We start from the raw sequence: 15,117 nt of genomic DNA on the forward strand, positions 1-15,117 counted from the left end.
CCATGACTTACGCGTTCGATTTCAGCGGCTTCGGCCTGTATGCGGGGATGCTCGCGCGCGGCGCCGCCGTGACGCTCGGCCTCACGGCCGTGTCGACCCTGGCGGGTGGGCTGGTGGGGATCGCCGGCGCGAGCATCGCGGCGGCCGGGCCGAAGTGGGCGCGCTGGCTGGTCGCGAGCTACGTCGAGCTGATCCGCAACACGCCGTTTCTGGTGCAGTTGTTCTTCGTGTTTTTCGGCCTGCCGAGCCTCGGCATTCATATCGACGAGATAGAGGCCGCGATTCTCGCGATGACCGTCAATCTCGGCGCGTACGCGATCGAGATCGTGCGCGCCGGCATCGATTCGATTTCGCGCGGCCAGGTGCAGGCCGCGCAGGCGCTCGGCCTGCATGGACGCCAGGTGTTCCGCTACGTCGTGCTGCCGCAGGCGCTCGCCAACGTGTTTCCCGCGCTGCTCGGCCAGGTGCTGATCGTGATGCTCGGCTCGGCCGTCGTGTCGCAGATCTCGGTGCCCGACCTGACCTATGCGGCGAACTTCATCCAGTCTCGCAACTTCCGCTCGTTCGAGAGCTACGTGATCATCACGGCTGCCTATCTGCTGATGTCGATCGTGTTGCGGCAGCTGTTGAACCGCTTCGGCCGCGGGCTGTTCGCGGGCCGTGCGGCACGAGGTAACAACAGCAGTAGGAGCGGCAACGACGGCTTGCCGCGCAACTGGCGCAGCCGCCTGATGTGGCGCGGCGCGCGCACCCTGCCGACGGAGCGCTGATCATGGTCGAATTTACGCTGTGGGACATCGCCCGCAACCTGCTGCTCGCCGCGCGCTGGACCGTGCTGCTGTCGCTGATCGCGTTCGTCGGCGGCGGGATCGTCGGGCTCGTGCTGCTCGCGATGCGCGTGTCGCCGATCGCGTGGCTGCGCCGCATCGTCGTGCTGTACGTCGAGGTGTTTCAGGGCACGCCGCTCTTGATGCAGCTTTTTCTCGCCTTCTTCGGCTTGCCGCTCATCGGCATCGACGTGTCGCCGTGGGCCGCCGCGACCGTCACGCTGACGCTCTATACGAGCGCGTATCTGGTCGACATCTGGCGCGGCTGCGTCGAAGCGGTGCCGCGCGGTCAGTGGGCCGCGGGTGCGAGCCTCGGCATGACGTTCGGCCAGCAGTTGCGCTACATCGTGTGGCCGCAGGCGCTGAAGATCGCGGTCGCGCCGAGCGTCGGTTTTCTCGTGCAGGTGGTCAAGAGCACCGCGCTCGCGTCGATCATCGGCTTCGCCGAACTGACGAAGACCGGCACGATGATCACGAATGCCGCGTTCCGGCCGTTTCCGATCTACGGCATGGTCGCGATGATCTACTTCGCGATGTGTTTTCCGCTGACCTGGTATGCTCGCGTGCTCGAAAAGCGGCAGAAGGTGGGACAGCATCGGTGAGGTGAGGTGAGGTGATTCGCGGTCGGTAGTTCAAGTCACGGATACGTGCTGCCGGGAAGCAATCTTGATGCGCGAGACGAACCACGCCGCGAGCACGAACCACCCCGCTGCGACGACGAACGCGACGACATAGGCGGGTCCGGCACCGGCAAACGCCTTGACCGATGACAGCATCCACCCGGTGGCGGCAGGGCCGAGGATCTGCGGTAGCACCATCGACACTTGCCAGATGCCCATGTCCTTGCCGCTGGACGCATCGTCTGGCAACACTTGCAGCGCGAGTGCCCAGTCGACGGCTTGATAGGTTCCGTAAGCGGCGCAGAAAACCAGCCCGACTGTGATCACCAGCAACAGGTTTGGATGCAACGCCAGCAGGACAAAGCCGATCGCGGCTCCGGCCATGATCCAGCTGGTCAGGCGGACGACGGGAACGACGCCGTGCCGGTCGGCGAGCCGTGCGCCCAGCAGGCTGGCCGGGATCGCTAGCACCACGCCGACGCCAAGCAGCCCATTCAGGAGACTGGTCGGATGACGAATGCCGATCACGTCCTGCAGGTAGTACAACATGAAGGTGAAGATCGACCAGATTCCCATGTTACCGAACAGACGGGTTACCAGCACCCAGTAAAAGTTTCGGTGCAGACGTGGATCGAGATAGAACGAGCGCATGAACGTGACGAGCTCGAACCGTTGTCGGGATCTGACAGGTGTCGGCTCGCGCGAGCCGCGAATCGTCAGCCAAAGGCAGAGCAACATGATCGCAATGAACGCGGCAACCGTAGGATACAGGTGGCCCGGCGAATAGAGGACAACGAGCACCACGTTGCCAGTGATCGTGCCGAGCACGGTCATCACGTTGAGCCACGCGCTCGCGCGGTTGGTTTCCTGTTTTGGCACGACATCGGGCACCAGCCCGGCGTACGGCCCCGCCGCCCAGTTCCACCAGAACTGGAGATGCAGGAACGCGAGTGTATACATCCATAGACTCCCCCCGCCGTCGAATGAACCAAGCCATACCAGTGCAACCGCAATGCCGAACACGCCGGTGACGAGAAACGGTCGCCGGCGTCCATGTTTTGCAGAGCAGCGATCTGAAAGCGCGCCGGCCAGTGGCGCCACGATCATCGCAATGAATGCGCCGGACGCAATGACGGAGCCGGCCACGCCTTCCTTCAACGCGGCATCGCGTCCGAGCATATCGGCGACCTGTGCCGGCACGAGCACTGGAACGACCGTCATCCATTGGGTAAAGAGCGCAAACCACAGCGACGCGATCTGTATGTGACTGAGCGTCGACAGGCGAGAAGCCGACGGTGTGACCGACACGTTTCGGGCTTGACTGGATAGGGTCATGTCGGAAGTCCATGAGCTTCGCGCAGAGACTTCGACGCCGCGCGGCGGACGAAGGCGCGGTGTGCCGTCCCACTATGATAGCTGCCGTCGGTTGGCCCACGACCTGAAACGGCGCGAGGTCGGCAAGCGCGCTTCTGCGCCGCACTCAGCGGGCGATCAACGCCCCGCCTGCGTCGACTGCCGCAACTTCGCCACCTCCGCCGCACCGACCGCCGGCGCGCCGTTGTTCCAGCCAGCCCGCACGAAGCTCAGCACATCGGCGATCTGCTGATCGTCGAGCACCGCGGCGAAGCCGGGCATCGGAAACGGCGACGGTACGCCGTCGATCACGAGATCGCCGGTGCCGTTCAGCGTGACGTTGATCAGCGACGACGCGTCCTTCGCGAGCACGTTCGGATTGCCGGCGAGCGGCGCGAGCATCGGCGCGAAGCCGTGCCCGTCGACGCCGTGGCAATGCATGCAATACGCCGTATAGACGCGTGCGCCGGCATCGTTCGCGGGGCGATCGAGCGACACCTTCGTCGCCTGCGGATCGTACGTATAGGCGGCCGCGCCGGTGCCGCCGACCGGCGCCAGCGACTTCAGATACGTCGAGACTGCCGCGACGTCCTGATCGCTCATCGCTTGCGTGCTGTTGTTGATCACGCTCGTCATCGCGCCGAACGCCGATGCATGGCGATTCGCGCCGGTCTTCAGGAACGTGCGCAGATCCTCGTCGCTCCAGCGGCCGAGCCCGGTGTTGTGCTCGCCCGTGAGGTTCGACGCGAACCAGCCGTCGAGCAGCGCGCCGCTCAGGAATGCGCTGCCGCTTTCGTCGAGCGCACTTTCCTGGAACGCAACACCGCGTGGCGTGTGACACGACCCGCAATGTCCGAGCCCTTGCACCAGATACGCGCCGCGATTCCACGCGACGTCCTTGCCTGGCTTGTCGCGATACGCACCCTTCTCGAGAAACGCCATGTTCCAGAACATCAGCGGCCAGCGCATGTTCAACGGCCACTTGATGTCGGACTCGCGATTCGCCTGCTGCACTGGCGCGACGCCGTGCATGAAGAACGCGTACAGCGCCTTCACGTCGTCGTCGTCGACCTTCGCGTAGGACGGATACGGCATCGCCGGATACAGGTTGTGGCCGTCTTTCGCGACGCCCTCACGCAGCGCCCGCGCGAAGTCGGCTTCGGTGTAGCCGCCGATGCCGGTCCGTGCGTCGGGCGTGATATTGGTCACGTAGATGCGGCCCATCGGCGTGTTCATCGGCAGGCCGCCGGCAAACGGCTTGCCTTTCGGCGCGGTGTGGCAGGCGGCGCAATCGCCGAGTTGAGCGAGGTAAGCGCCGCGTTGCACGAGCGTTTGATCGGCTGCGCCGGTGGCTGCCGGCGTTGCGGCATCAGCAGGTGCCTGGGCGATAAACGGCAATGCGACGCATAGCGCCGCGCCAAGACCCTTCAGCATTTTTTTCATGTCGGGCTCCTTTCGCGTCAGGCGCTGTGCAGTTGACGGCCAACCGGCAATTGCCGCAGCCGCGTGCCGGTGGCCGCATAGATCGCGTTGGTCAGTGCGGGCGCGAGCGCCGCGGTGCCGGGTTCGCCGATGCCGCCGGGCGCCTCGCCGCTCTTCACGATATGCACGTCGATCGGCGGCGTCTGGTCGATGCGCAGCATCCGGTAGTCGGTGAAGTTGTTCTGCTCGACGCGACCGTCCTTGATCGTGATCTCGCTATAAAGCGCCGCCGTGATGCCGAAGATGATGCCGCCCTGCACCTGCGCTTCGATCGTGTTCGGGTTGACGAACATCCCGCAATCGACCGCGCAGTTAACGCGCTTGACCGTCACTTCGCCCTGCTCGAGCGCGACCTCGACGACGATCGCGAAGAAGCTGCCGAACGCGTGCATCACCGAGATGCCGCGCCCTTGCCCCTTGGGCAGCGCGCTGCCCCAGTTGCCCGCTTGCGCGGCCAGGTTGAGTACGTTCAACGCGCGCGGCGATTTGCCGAGCAGATCGCGCCGGTACTGCACCGGATCGATCTTCGCGTGCGCGGCGAGTTCGTCGATGAAACTCTCGACGACGAACGTGCCGCGCGTCGGCCCGACGCCGCGCCAGAACGCGGTGGGCACCGCGTGCGGTTCCACGCGCACGTAGTCGACCAGCTGATTCGGCAGGTCGTACGGCAGATCGGCGGCGACCTCCACCGCATCGGGGTCGAGCCCATTCTTGAACGCGGGCGGCGCGAAGCGCGCCATGATCGACGACCCGGCGATGCGATGCTGCCACGCGATCGGCTTGCCGTTCGCGTCGAGCCCGGCCGAGATCGTGTCGTAGTAGTACGGTCGGTACATGTCGTGCTGGATGTCCTCCTCGCGCGTCCATAGCACCTTGACCGGCGTCGACACCTGTTTGCCGACCTTCACGGCCTGCGTGACCATGTCGGTTTCGAGCCGCCGTCCGAAGCCGCCGCCGATCAGATGGTTGTGCACGATGATCTTGTCGGCGGGCAAGCCCGTGACCGCGACCGCCGCATCGACGACACGCGTCGGCACCTGCGAGCCGAGCCAGATTTCGCAGGCGTCGCCGCGCACGTGGACCGTGGCGTTGACCGGCTCCATCGTCGCGTGCGCGAGGAACGGCTGCTGGTAGACCGCGTCGACGCGCGACTTCGCATCGCCGAACGCGCGGCCGACGTCGCCGTCCTTGCGCGCCACCGCGCCGCCATGTTGCGAGGCCGCCGCGAGATCGTCGACGATGCGCTTCATCGATACCTGCGCGCCCGCGCCTTCGTTCCACTTGATGTCGAGCGCCTGCAGGCCGCGCTTCGCGGCCCACGTGTGAGCGCCGATCACCGCGACCGCGTTGTCGAGCTTGATGACCTCGCGCACGCCGGGGATCGTCTTCGCATGCGTATCGTCGACGCTCGCGAGCGTGCCGCCGAACACCGGACAGTTCGCGATCGCCGCGTAAACCATGTCAGGCAAGCGCACGTCGAGGCCGAACTGCGCGGTACCGTCGACTTTCTCCGGCGAATCGAGACGCTTCGCCGGCGTGCCGATCAGCTTGAAGTCCTTCGGGTCTTTCAACGGCACGTTCTGCGGCGCGGGCAGTGCGGAGGCGGCCTGCGCGAGCTGACCATAGCTCGCGGTGCGATTACTGGCCGCGTGGATCACCTGACCGGCCTGCGCATGGCAACTCGCCGGATCGACCTGCCACTGCTGCGCGGCCGCGTTGATCAGCATCACGCGCGCAGTCGCGCCCGCGCGGCGCATCGGCTCCCACGCGAAGCGGATCGACGTCGATCCGCCGGTCAACTGCCCGCCGAGCAGCGGGTCCATGAAGAGCTTTTCGTTGGGCGGCGCGTGATCGAGCGTGACCGTGCCGAGCGGCACTTCGAGTTCCTCGGCGATCAGCATCGGAATCGACGTATAGACGCCCTGACCCATCTCGACCTTCGGTATCACGAGCGTGACCTTGCCGGCGTTGTCGATCTGGATGAACGCGTTCGGCGCGAACACGCCGCTTTGCGGCGCCTCGTTCGCGTCGCCGCCGATCACGCTCTTGCCCGCCTTCTGATCCTGGCTCGCGGCCGGCATGCTAAAGCCGAGCAGCAGACCGCCGCCGGCCGCGGCGCCGACCGTCACGCCGAATTTGAGGAAGCCGCGCCGCGAGATGCCGCGCGCATGCCGCGTGTCGGTGTCAGCCGGCTGCGCGCCGTTCTGTGCATCGAGCAATCCCTGGGACATGTCAGGCCCCCTTCGCGGCGTGCTTGATCGCCGCGCGCACGCGGTGATAGGTTCCGCAGCGGCAGATGTTGCCCGCCATCGCGGCGTCGATGTCGGCGTCGCTCGGATTGGGATTGCGCGCGAGCAGCGACGCCGCCGACATCACCTGCCCCGACTGACAGTAGCCGCATTGCACGACGTCGAGCTCACGCCAGGCCTGCTGCACTTTCTGGCCCGTGGGCGTGGCGCCGAGCGCTTCGATCGTGACGATCTTGCGGTCGCCGACCGCCGCCGCCGGGAACACGCACGAGCGCACCGCGACGCCATCGAGATGCACGGTGCATGCGCCGCATTGCGCGATGCCGCAGCCGAACTTGGTGCCGGTCAGCCCGACGAGATCACGCAGCACCCACAGCAGGGGCATGTCGGGCGGGGCATCGACGGTATGGGTTTCGCCGTTGATATTGAGCGTTGTCATGAGCGGCTCCGGATGGGGATGTTGTTGTGGTCACGCGGTTTAGATCGCGACACCGCACCAGAGCGCCGACATGCACCGGTTTTGTTCGGCGTGTCGCGCTAATAAGCCATGAAATGCGGCCCGTGAGCGAGCGGGTGTCGCAAGAAAACCGGCCGATTGTAGTCGTGTCGAAAGAAGTTCGCTTTGGCGGTGCCAGGCGGCACATCGCATGCTGTGCGCGGTGGATCGCATGTGTGGGCTGGAGCGATGCGTTACCATCGACGGATCGATCCGTTAGCGTGATCGCGCGACCCGCTGCATCGCACTGCGTGGTGTTGCGACGCACGATTCCGTCGAATCACCTCAGCCGCTGGAGCCGCCGATGAACGACCCGCAATGCACTCAATTCCTCACGGAGATTCGCCGACCATTGCTTGCGCTGCACAAGGCGATTCTCGACCACGAACGCGCCGCGTACGAAAAGGAGTTCGGCCCGGTAACGCCGGCGGCATTCCTGCAGGTCCTGATCAACGGCTCGGGGTTTCGTTGGCTGACGCCGCTGTCGACGGTGATCGCGAGCGTCGACGAAGTTCTCGACGACGCGGAAGCCGAGGCCGGCGACCGTCTCGCGACCGCCGAGGCCGTGGTCGGCCTGTTCTCGCCCGATCAACCGCACAATCACTTCCTGCCGCGTTATCTGCCGCTCTTGCAGGCCGATCCCGCGATCCTGCATTACCACGGCGAGGTAGCGCGGCTGCTGCGCGGAGGGCAAACGACGTAACGGCGATCCGCGCCAGGCACGGCGGCGGCGCGTGCGCTGCCTGCCGGCTCCTGCATTGCCTCACCGTTCATAAACGGCTGCGGGTCGAGGCCGCATGGTTGATCGTCGGTATTCTTGCGCAGATCGAGCGGAATGCTCTGACGTGAAGGTACTTTTGCAACGATTCGTCGACCGCCGGAATGCGCGGTCGATCAAATTACCTGGTTTAGCTGAATAAATCCAAGGTGAGCTTTTGCGGGAACGTGGAAGCTCAGCCGCGCCCCTGAGGCAGATATGACAGCGGATCGACCGGCTTGCCGTCGCGCCGCACTTCGAACCCCACCGACACACGCGAGTTGTTCTCGTCGCCCATCTCCGCGATCTGCTGTCCCTTGCGGACGATGTCGCCCATCTTGACCATCAGCTTGCGGTTGTGCGAATACGCGGTCAAAAAATCCTTGTTGTGCTGGACGATGATCAGACTGCCGTAGCTGTTCAGTCCGGTGCCCGCGTACATCACCTTGCCGTCGGCGGCGGCTCGCACCGGATCGCCCGCTTTGCCGCCGATTTCGATGCCGCGTGTTTCGCCGGGCTGGTACGCTTCGACGACGCTGCCAGCGGCAGGCCACGCGAGCGCCACGTTGCTCGCGTGCCGGCGGGTTTCCTGCGTGACCTCGCGGACTGCGGTGGCATCCGGAGCCGGCGCGGCGGACTGTGTCGAAGCTTGCGACGACGTTTGCGCTGCCGCTTGTGACGCACGCTGCGCCGCGGATTGCGCCGCCGCCTTCGCGGCGGCCGCCGCATTGGCCGCCTGCACCGCGCGCACCGTTTCCGGCGACGCAACGTGCAGCACCTGCCCCGGCTTCAGCCGCGCCGATGCCTTCAATCCGTTCCATGCCTGCAACTGCTTCACGCTGATGTGATGATGCTGCGCAACCCGCGCGAGCGTGTCGCCGCGCCTGACCCGATACACGAGTGGCGGCGACTTTTTCAGCGGCGTGTTATCGCTGGCGCCGATCGACAGCGGCGCGGCTGCCGCCGGGTCGCCGGACGCCGCTCCCGTCGCATTCGCCGCCGGCACGCCGGACGCCGCTCCCGTCGCATTCGCCGCCGGCACGCCGGACGCCGCGTTGGCGCTGGTTGCCGCACCGTTCTGCACATTCGGCTGCCCGACGTTCGCACAACCGCTGACGGCCAGCGCGACCCACGCGCCGGCGATACTGGCCAATAACGTTCTGTCGAAACGCTTTCTCATCCTGTTCGACTCCTGCTGTATGGATGCGCAAGCCGGATAGCCCGATGCCGCGGACGAGGTGCGCGATCTTCGGCCGCGCGGCCTTCCCGACGGCACGGCGAGGCCGCCTCGTATGGCGCTCATTTCCTGCCTGCTTGTCGATCAAATTTCTCGCGGAATTCTAAAGTGTCGTTTAATAAAAACGCCCTTCCCCACACACTCTGATACAGACGTTACGAGCCGTATTTCCGCGTTACGACCCGCACGTGTATCGGGACGCCAACGACGCACACATCACCGCTTCGCCGCGGCGCGTTCAGACTTGTTGACATTCGACTTATCGGCAGGCGCGAGGAGAACTTGAATAGCCATGCGTCGCGTCGGAGGGCGCAAAAAAAGCCAGCCTTCGAAATCCGAAGGCTGGCCGATCTGCGTTTGAAGGGCAGCGAACTAGAACTTATGCCGGATCGCCGCGCGCACGACGACCTGCTTCGACGTCGACGACGGCGACTGCGTGCCGGGGATGAATGCGAAATCGAGGATCGATAGCGTGGAATCGCCGGTGACCTGTTGATAGGCGCCCTGCAGATAGAGGTCGGTGCGTTTGGACAGGTTGTAGTCGGCCATCAGGCCGAACGTATGGATGCGCGGCTTCACGCCGCCGTTCGATGCGTCGTAGGTTTCCATCGTGTACACGTACTGCGCGCCGACGAACAACACCGGCGAAATCTGATATTTGCCGTTGATCTCGAAGTTCTGATACTTGAGCGAATTCAGCAGCACGCCCGGCGGTGTGACGGGCACGAGCGGCACCAGCGGCTCGATGCCGAGATAGCCGTTTGCGGTCGGCTCCAGGTAGTTCGAGTTGCTATAGACGAAGCCCGCCGTCGCCGGTCCGAACGTATAGGTGATGCCGCCGCCGAACACGCGCAGGCGCGTCGCGACGAAGCCGGCGTCGTTCGCGGTGATCGCCCCGTTCGAGCCGTTGCCCGGATTGTCGGCCTGCAGATAGGCGGCCGCGACCAGCAGCCCGCCGTACGTGTACTGGCCGCCGAAGCTGTAGGCGCGATTGTTGGCGAAGTTCGTGTCGTTGCTGAAGCTGTAGGTGCCGCCGAACTGGAAGCCCGAGATCGACGGGCTCGTGTACTTGACGGTGTTGTCGAGGCGGAACGTGTTGTCGGTGTTGTCGTTGTCGTACGGATGCGAGAACAGCTCGCCGCCCCAATTGCCGTTGGCCGTGGTCTGCGCGAGATAATCGACGACCGAGTCGTATTGCCGGCCGAACGTCAGCGTACCGTACGCCTGTGAACTGAGTCCGACGAAAGCCTGCCGGCCGAACAGGCGGCCGCCCTGCCCGAGCCGCCCGGAATTCAGATCGAAACCATTCTCGAGCTGGAAGATCGCCTTCAGGCCGCCTCCGAGATCTTCGGAGCCCTTCAGGCCCCAGCGGCTTCCCTGCGCAAGACCGCTGGCGAGTTCATAAACATGGCCGTGGCCGACATTGTTCGTGTAGTTGATGCCTTCGTCGATCACGCCGTACAGCGTGACGCTAGTCTGCGCGGCGGCAGGCGCGGCAAGAACGGCAGACGCAGCAATGGAGACAGCCAGCGCGAGCACTTGCTTGTTCATGATGATCTCCCTGCACCTCGAGTGATAGGACAACTCGATCCGGCCGCTTTGTTCTCTTTGCTCTTTATTCTCGTCACTGTTCCAGCAGTTCTGAAGACTGCTCCAATGGCTGCGCTTTTCCGGAAATCCTCACACGACATCGTCTGGCCGTCCATGAGTGGATGCGCCAAGCATCGAGAATGTTGCTAATTCTCCACTGCGCGCTGCTGCCTCTTTTTTCGTAACGTCGCTTCAGGTAAACAGCAGCCGCTGCTGCGGTCTCGCTGCGTCATCGTCATGAAAAGAAATATAATCTGCGCCTTTGCTGCGATGCAACGGAACTCGGCGTCACCGCGAAGGTCATCTTCACAGCCCGCTGACACGGCCGCCTTGCGATACCGGTCGAGCGTGGCGAGATGGGCCACAGGCGACGCCAGCACGGATCACCTCACCGCCGCAGCACCCAATCCCATATTAAAAAGCCTTGTGAGACGCCCGCCGCGCTGGATCAGCGCGCCGTCGCACGGGGCTGCTTTTGACGCAAACAATGGCCAAGTCATCTTCCCGCCTGATCGAGCTCGACTTTTTCCGCGGACTGGTTCTGCTGATCATCGTCGTCGATCACATCGGCGGCAGCATTCTGTCGCGCGTGACGCTGCATGCGTACGCGCTGTGCGATGCCGCCGAAGTATTCGTGTTCCTCGGCGGCTTCGCGACCGCCACCGCCTATGCGACGCTGGCCGAGCGGCGCAATGAGACGATCGCGCGCGGCCGCTTCCTGCGCCGCTCGTTCGAGATCTATCGCGCGTTTCTCGTCACCGCCGGGCTGATGCTGCTGGTCAGCGCGGTGCTAACCGCATTCAGCATCGACGGGCCGAATCTCGCCACGACCGATCTCGACGACCTGATCGACACGCCGCTTGCCGCGCTGCGCGACATCGTGCTGCTACGCCGCCAGCCGTACCTCGCGTCCGTGCTGCCGATGTACGCGTTCTTCGCGCTGCTGGTGCCCGCGATCCTGCCGTTCGCGCGCAGCAAGCCTTGGCTGCTGGTCGCCGGCAGCGTCGCGCTGTGGGCCGGCGCACCGGCGGTCAGCCAGTACCTTCCCGCCGCGCCCGACATGCACTGGGACTTCAACCCGTTCGCGTGGCAACTGATGTTCGTGCTCGGCGTGCTCGCGCGCTGCCAGCCGGTGTATCAGCGCACCAGCGCGCATCGATTCGGGTGGCTCGTCAGCGTGCTGGCGTTCGCGGTGGTCGTGGGCGCCGCGTACTACAAGCTCGTTGTGCTGCATGCGCCACTTGCCGCGAGCCTCAAGCAGAACCTGTCCTATCTGCGCGCTGGGAACTTCCTCGCGATCGCATGGCTCGTCGCCAATCTGGTCGAACTCGGCTGGGCGAAGAAGGTCGCGCGGCGGCTGCCGTGGGTCGGCGTGATCGGGCGTCAGGGTTTGCTGTGCTTCATTGCCGGCGCGGTGATTTCGCTGGTGATCGACTCGCTGCTCTACGCGGCGACCGATGGTTACCTGAACTATCCGCTCGGACTGCTCGCCGATGCGGCCGCGGTCGGCGCGCTGTTTGCCGTCGCGTTGGCCGTGGAACCGCTGAAGCGGTTCGTCGGGCGGCTCGTGGACGGGCGGCTGCGGACGTCGGGCTGAAGAACTTTTCGGCAACGTTTCGAGCGCCCTTCGAGCGCGTCCCTGACGCGTCGCGATTATCGGGGCACTTGACCTACCCTTGGCGCCCGTAGAACTTTGCGCGCATAAAGCGCCGTCCTTCTCTGCGCCACTTTCCATCTCAAATCTGGCGCCAATGCTGATAGCATGACGGCCGCGCGCGAGTCCCGCGCCCGCCGTCCTTCCCTACTGACATGCGTCGATTCCTCAGTTTCGCCCTCGCACTGCTTGCCTGCGCCGTCGGCGCGCCCGCATTCGCGAGCACGGTCGCGAGCCGCAGCTTCCATTCCGATGCGCTCGGCCGCGACTGGAACTACACGATCTACCTGCCGGGCGGCTATCGCGCGGACGGTCCGCGCCTGCCGGTGCTCTACCTGCTGCACGGCAATAACGGCGACGCCAACGACTGGCTCACGCAAGGTCATTTGCAGAACGCCGCGGACACGCTGATCGAGCGCAAGGAGATTGCCCCGGTCGTCATCGTGATGCCCCAAGGCGGCACGGACTGGTACGTCGACCGCAAGGAAAAGATGGAGAGCGCGTTCTTCGACGATCTGCTGCCCGAGATCGAAACGCACTACGCGGTCGCGACGCAGCGCGGAGGCCGGATGATCGGCGGTGTGTCGATGGGCGGCTTCGGCGCGCTGCGCTACGCGCTGACGCAGCCCGAGATGTTTTGCGGCGCGCTGCTGCTCAGTCCGGCGATCTACACGAACGAGCCGCCGCGCGCGTCGGCGGCGCGGCGGGTCGGCGTGTTCGGCGAGCGCCAGTTCGATCCGCGCGTGTGGCACGAGCTCAACTATCCGGCGCAGTGGGACCGCTACATGAGCCAGGCGTATCGCCTACCGATGTTCATCGCATCCGGCGACGACGACCTCGACATCCAGGCCGACGCCTCGCTGCTGTACACGCATCTGCGGCTCGCGGGCAATCCGGCGGCGCTGCGCATCATCGACGGCGGCCACACGTGGGACGTGTGGAGCGCGCTGTTGCCCGCCGCGCTCAAATACACGCTCGGCTGCGTGAAGCCGCCGGCGCAGGAGCATCCGTCGAATCAGCGCCCTTGAGCCGGCGCGGCACGCGAGGCGCACGGCCGCCCGGCCCCGCGTCCCTCGGCACCCGCGCTACTCCACGAGATCGGTCCACAGCACCATCAGCACCGTCATCAACGCGGGGCCGATGAAAATCCCCAGCAGCCCGAACGTCTCCGCGCCGCCGAGAATGCCGAACAGCACGAGCAGAAACGGCAGGCGCGTCGAGCTGCCGATCAGCACCGGCCGCACGAAGTGTTCGGCGACGAACACGACGACCGCGCCGAATACCAGCAGCCCGGCCGCCGCGACCATCGAGCCCTGCACGAGCAGCCACAGCGCCGCAAGACCGAACACGATCGGCGCGCAGAACGGCAGCATCGCGGCGATCGCCGTGACGAAGCCGAGCAGCGCCGCATGCGGCAGCCCGGTCACGAAGTAGGCGACGCCAAGCAACAGGCCTTCGCCGACGCCGACCACGATCAACCCCGACACGGTGCCGCGCACCGCGGTACCCATATGCGCGACGAGGTCCGCGCCGCTATCGCCGAAACCGCGTCGCGCGGCCTTCAGCAGCGAGCCGGACAACCGCGGCCCCGCCTGAAAAATCACGAACAGCGTGACCAGCATGAACGCGAACACCATTGCCGCATGCGCGGCGCGCGCGCCGAATTGCCGGCCGAGCGTCATCACCGTATTGCTGTGCAAGCCTTTCATCGCGGCCGAGTCGCGCAGCGGCTGAGCAAGATTGGCCTGCCACCAGGAAGTGATCTGCTGCACGCCGAACGGCAGACGGTTGATGAAGTCCGGCAGCGCGATGCCGTTCTCCTGCACGCTGCGGAACCAGTCGTTCAGCTCGTGCGCCTCGCGCAGCGCCTGGGCGATGCCGAGCCCGACCGGCAGCAGCACGAGCACGGCGATCACCAGCGTGAAGACCGTCGCGAGCAAGGTCGCGCGCCCCTTGAACCAGTGGCTGCCCGCCACCTTGTGCAGCAGCGGCCACAGCGCGATCGCGACGACCCCGGCCCACGCCACCACCACGATGAAATCGCGCACCACCCACAATGCGAGCAGCGCGAGACCGATATACAGCACGAGCGATGCCGCCTTCTGCTTTTTCAGGCGCTCGGCGGCGACGGACGACGCTTCGGGAGAGTTGGGGGGGACTGCGGGAGGGCGTGGAATCATGTGAACTCTTGTGTTTTTGAACGGTGTGCGCGCGAGCCGACCTGAAAAATTCAAACCCGCTACACTGACGGCTCAGTTCGCCGCCCGACATTCGACATCTTAAAGGAAGCGTTGCCGCCTCTTTCCCGGCCGCCCTCCTCGTCGCGCCACAGGCAACACAGCGTTGCAAAAATATGCATTATTAAAAAATCACATAAAAAATGCTTGCAACGCCTGTCATTTCGGCGAATCGCAAATGTCAAGTCTGATTATTGCTAATTCCGGAACGGTGTTTCAACGGTGACACAATAGCTATCCGGGGCGCGTGGGACTAAATTCGGCACTCCACAATACGGAGCCGATGATGACCCTGGAGTCCATCCCCCTCGACGGTAGCAATGGCGTACGCATCGAAATTCTCGAGAGCTCCGACACGACGCTGGTGATCCGCTGGGTCGAGCCGGGCCGCTGCCACTACGGTGAGCAGCGCTGGCGCCGTCGCTCGGCGCATTCTTCCGGCACCTGCGCGGTGTCGCGCCGCAAGATCCGTCGCGGTGACCCTGTGTTCAAGCCGGCCGAGCGCCCGGCGCCGTCGAATGCGTCCGCGATGATCTGCGCGGAAATCCTCGAACCGCTGCTTGAAGCGGCCTGACGCACGGAACGTTCCCGAGTCCCGCGCACCAAGCGCGGGTT

13 protein-coding genes are annotated in these 15,117 nt (G+C 65.0%); 6 read left to right on the plus strand and 7 right to left on the minus strand.

The window, feature by feature from the left end:
- The first annotated feature begins 2 nt into the window (after positions 1–2).
- Positions 3–770: an amino acid ABC transporter permease gene (locus F6X39_RS22975; RefSeq protein ID WP_184034003.1), complete on the plus strand. Its 768-nt coding sequence runs from the start codon at positions 3–5 to the stop codon at positions 768–770.
- Positions 771–772: 2 nt separating this feature from the next.
- Positions 773–1,429, plus strand: coding sequence for an amino acid ABC transporter permease (locus F6X39_RS22980; RefSeq protein WP_184034006.1), 657 nt, complete (start codon positions 773–775; stop codon positions 1,427–1,429).
- A 30-nt stretch (positions 1,430–1,459) separates the two neighbouring features.
- On the opposite strand, the gene F6X39_RS22985 is transcribed toward F6X39_RS22980, so the two are convergent.
- The 4 genes from F6X39_RS22985 to F6X39_RS23000 form a co-directional block, all read right to left on the minus strand.
- Positions 1,460–2,782, minus strand: coding sequence for an MFS transporter (locus F6X39_RS22985; RefSeq protein ID WP_187618230.1), 1,323 nt, complete (start codon positions 2,780–2,782; stop codon positions 1,460–1,462).
- A 156-nt stretch (positions 2,783–2,938) separates the two neighbouring features.
- Positions 2,939–4,243, minus strand: coding sequence for a c-type cytochrome (locus F6X39_RS22990; protein ID WP_187618231.1), 1,305 nt, complete (start codon positions 4,241–4,243; stop codon positions 2,939–2,941).
- 17 nt (positions 4,244–4,260) lie between these two features.
- Complete coding sequence (locus F6X39_RS22995) at positions 4,261–6,513, minus strand: xanthine dehydrogenase family protein molybdopterin-binding subunit (protein ID WP_187618232.1); 2,253 nt, start codon at positions 6,511–6,513, stop codon at positions 4,261–4,263.
- Between the two features lies 1 nt (position 6,514).
- A complete protein-coding gene (locus tag F6X39_RS23000; RefSeq protein ID WP_018420878.1) occupies positions 6,515–6,970 on the minus strand; it encodes a (2Fe-2S)-binding protein in 456 nt (151 codons plus the stop codon).
- A gap of 361 nt (positions 6,971–7,331) precedes the next feature.
- Between F6X39_RS23000 and F6X39_RS23005 the strand changes: the two genes are divergently transcribed.
- Positions 7,332–7,730 (plus strand): hypothetical protein, encoded by a 399-nt coding sequence (locus F6X39_RS23005; RefSeq protein WP_184049902.1) that lies wholly within the window; start codon positions 7,332–7,334, stop codon positions 7,728–7,730.
- 250 nt (positions 7,731–7,980) lie between these two features.
- On the opposite strand, the gene F6X39_RS23010 is transcribed toward F6X39_RS23005, so the two are convergent.
- Complete coding sequence (locus tag F6X39_RS23010; protein WP_187618233.1) at positions 7,981–8,964, minus strand: peptidoglycan DD-metalloendopeptidase family protein; 984 nt, start codon at positions 8,962–8,964, stop codon at positions 7,981–7,983.
- Between the two features lie 429 nt (positions 8,965–9,393).
- A complete protein-coding gene (locus F6X39_RS23015) occupies positions 9,394–10,572 on the minus strand; it encodes a porin (protein ID WP_187618234.1) in 1,179 nt (392 codons plus the stop codon).
- 526 nt (positions 10,573–11,098) lie between these two features.
- Here F6X39_RS23015 and F6X39_RS23020 point away from each other — a divergent pair.
- The gene (locus F6X39_RS23020; RefSeq protein ID WP_187618235.1) at positions 11,099–12,208 is read left to right on the plus strand and encodes an OpgC domain-containing protein; all 1,110 of its coding nucleotides are present in this window, start codon (positions 11,099–11,101) and stop codon (positions 12,206–12,208) included.
- A gap of 212 nt (positions 12,209–12,420) precedes the next feature.
- Positions 12,421–13,293 (plus strand): alpha/beta hydrolase, encoded by an 873-nt coding sequence (locus F6X39_RS23025; protein WP_187618236.1) that lies wholly within the window; start codon positions 12,421–12,423, stop codon positions 13,291–13,293.
- Positions 13,294–13,350: 57 nt separating this feature from the next.
- On the opposite strand, the gene F6X39_RS23030 is transcribed toward F6X39_RS23025, so the two are convergent.
- Positions 13,351–14,445: an AI-2E family transporter gene (locus F6X39_RS23030; protein ID WP_187618237.1), complete on the minus strand. Its 1,095-nt coding sequence runs from the start codon at positions 14,443–14,445 to the stop codon at positions 13,351–13,353.
- Positions 14,446–14,788: 343 nt separating this feature from the next.
- Here F6X39_RS23030 and F6X39_RS23035 point away from each other — a divergent pair, with 343 nt between their 5' ends.
- Positions 14,789–15,076 (plus strand): DUF3331 domain-containing protein, encoded by a 288-nt coding sequence (locus tag F6X39_RS23035; RefSeq protein ID WP_013091570.1) that lies wholly within the window; start codon positions 14,789–14,791, stop codon positions 15,074–15,076.
- Positions 15,077–15,117: the final 41 nt, after the last annotated feature.

It is taken from the genome of Paraburkholderia sp. UCT2 (genome assembly GCF_014397665.1).
Taxonomy (GTDB): Bacteria; Pseudomonadota; Gammaproteobacteria; order Burkholderiales; family Burkholderiaceae; genus Paraburkholderia; species Paraburkholderia tuberum.

What these genes read in the sequence shown, in the direction of transcription:
- F6X39_RS22975 (WP_184034003.1), top strand. Translation starts at nt 3, where the DNA reads ATGACTTACGCGTTCGATTTCAGCGGCTTCGGCCTGTATGCGGGGATG.
- F6X39_RS22980 (WP_184034006.1), top strand. Translation starts at nt 773, where the DNA reads ATGGTCGAATTTACGCTGTGGGACATCGCCCGCAACCTGCTGCTCGCC.
- F6X39_RS22985 (WP_187618230.1), bottom strand. Translation starts at nt 2,782, where the DNA reads ATGACCCTATCCAGTCAAGCCCGAAACGTGTCGGTCACACCGTCGGCT.
- F6X39_RS22990 (WP_187618231.1), bottom strand. Translation starts at nt 4,243, where the DNA reads ATGAAAAAAATGCTGAAGGGTCTTGGCGCGGCGCTATGCGTCGCATTG.
- F6X39_RS22995 (WP_187618232.1), bottom strand. Translation starts at nt 6,513, where the DNA reads ATGTCCCAGGGATTGCTCGATGCACAGAACGGCGCGCAGCCGGCTGAC.
- F6X39_RS23000 (WP_018420878.1), bottom strand. Translation starts at nt 6,970, where the DNA reads ATGACAACGCTCAATATCAACGGCGAAACCCATACCGTCGATGCCCCG.
- F6X39_RS23005 (WP_184049902.1), top strand. Translation starts at nt 7,332, where the DNA reads ATGAACGACCCGCAATGCACTCAATTCCTCACGGAGATTCGCCGACCA.
- F6X39_RS23010 (WP_187618233.1), bottom strand. Translation starts at nt 8,964, where the DNA reads ATGAGAAAGCGTTTCGACAGAACGTTATTGGCCAGTATCGCCGGCGCG.
- F6X39_RS23015 (WP_187618234.1), bottom strand. Translation starts at nt 10,572, where the DNA reads ATGAACAAGCAAGTGCTCGCGCTGGCTGTCTCCATTGCTGCGTCTGCC.
- F6X39_RS23020 (WP_187618235.1), top strand. Translation starts at nt 11,099, where the DNA reads ATGGCCAAGTCATCTTCCCGCCTGATCGAGCTCGACTTTTTCCGCGGA.
- F6X39_RS23025 (WP_187618236.1), top strand. Translation starts at nt 12,421, where the DNA reads ATGCGTCGATTCCTCAGTTTCGCCCTCGCACTGCTTGCCTGCGCCGTC.
- F6X39_RS23030 (WP_187618237.1), bottom strand. Translation starts at nt 14,445, where the DNA reads ATGATTCCACGCCCTCCCGCAGTCCCCCCCAACTCTCCCGAAGCGTCG.
- F6X39_RS23035 (WP_013091570.1), top strand. Translation starts at nt 14,789, where the DNA reads ATGACCCTGGAGTCCATCCCCCTCGACGGTAGCAATGGCGTACGCATC.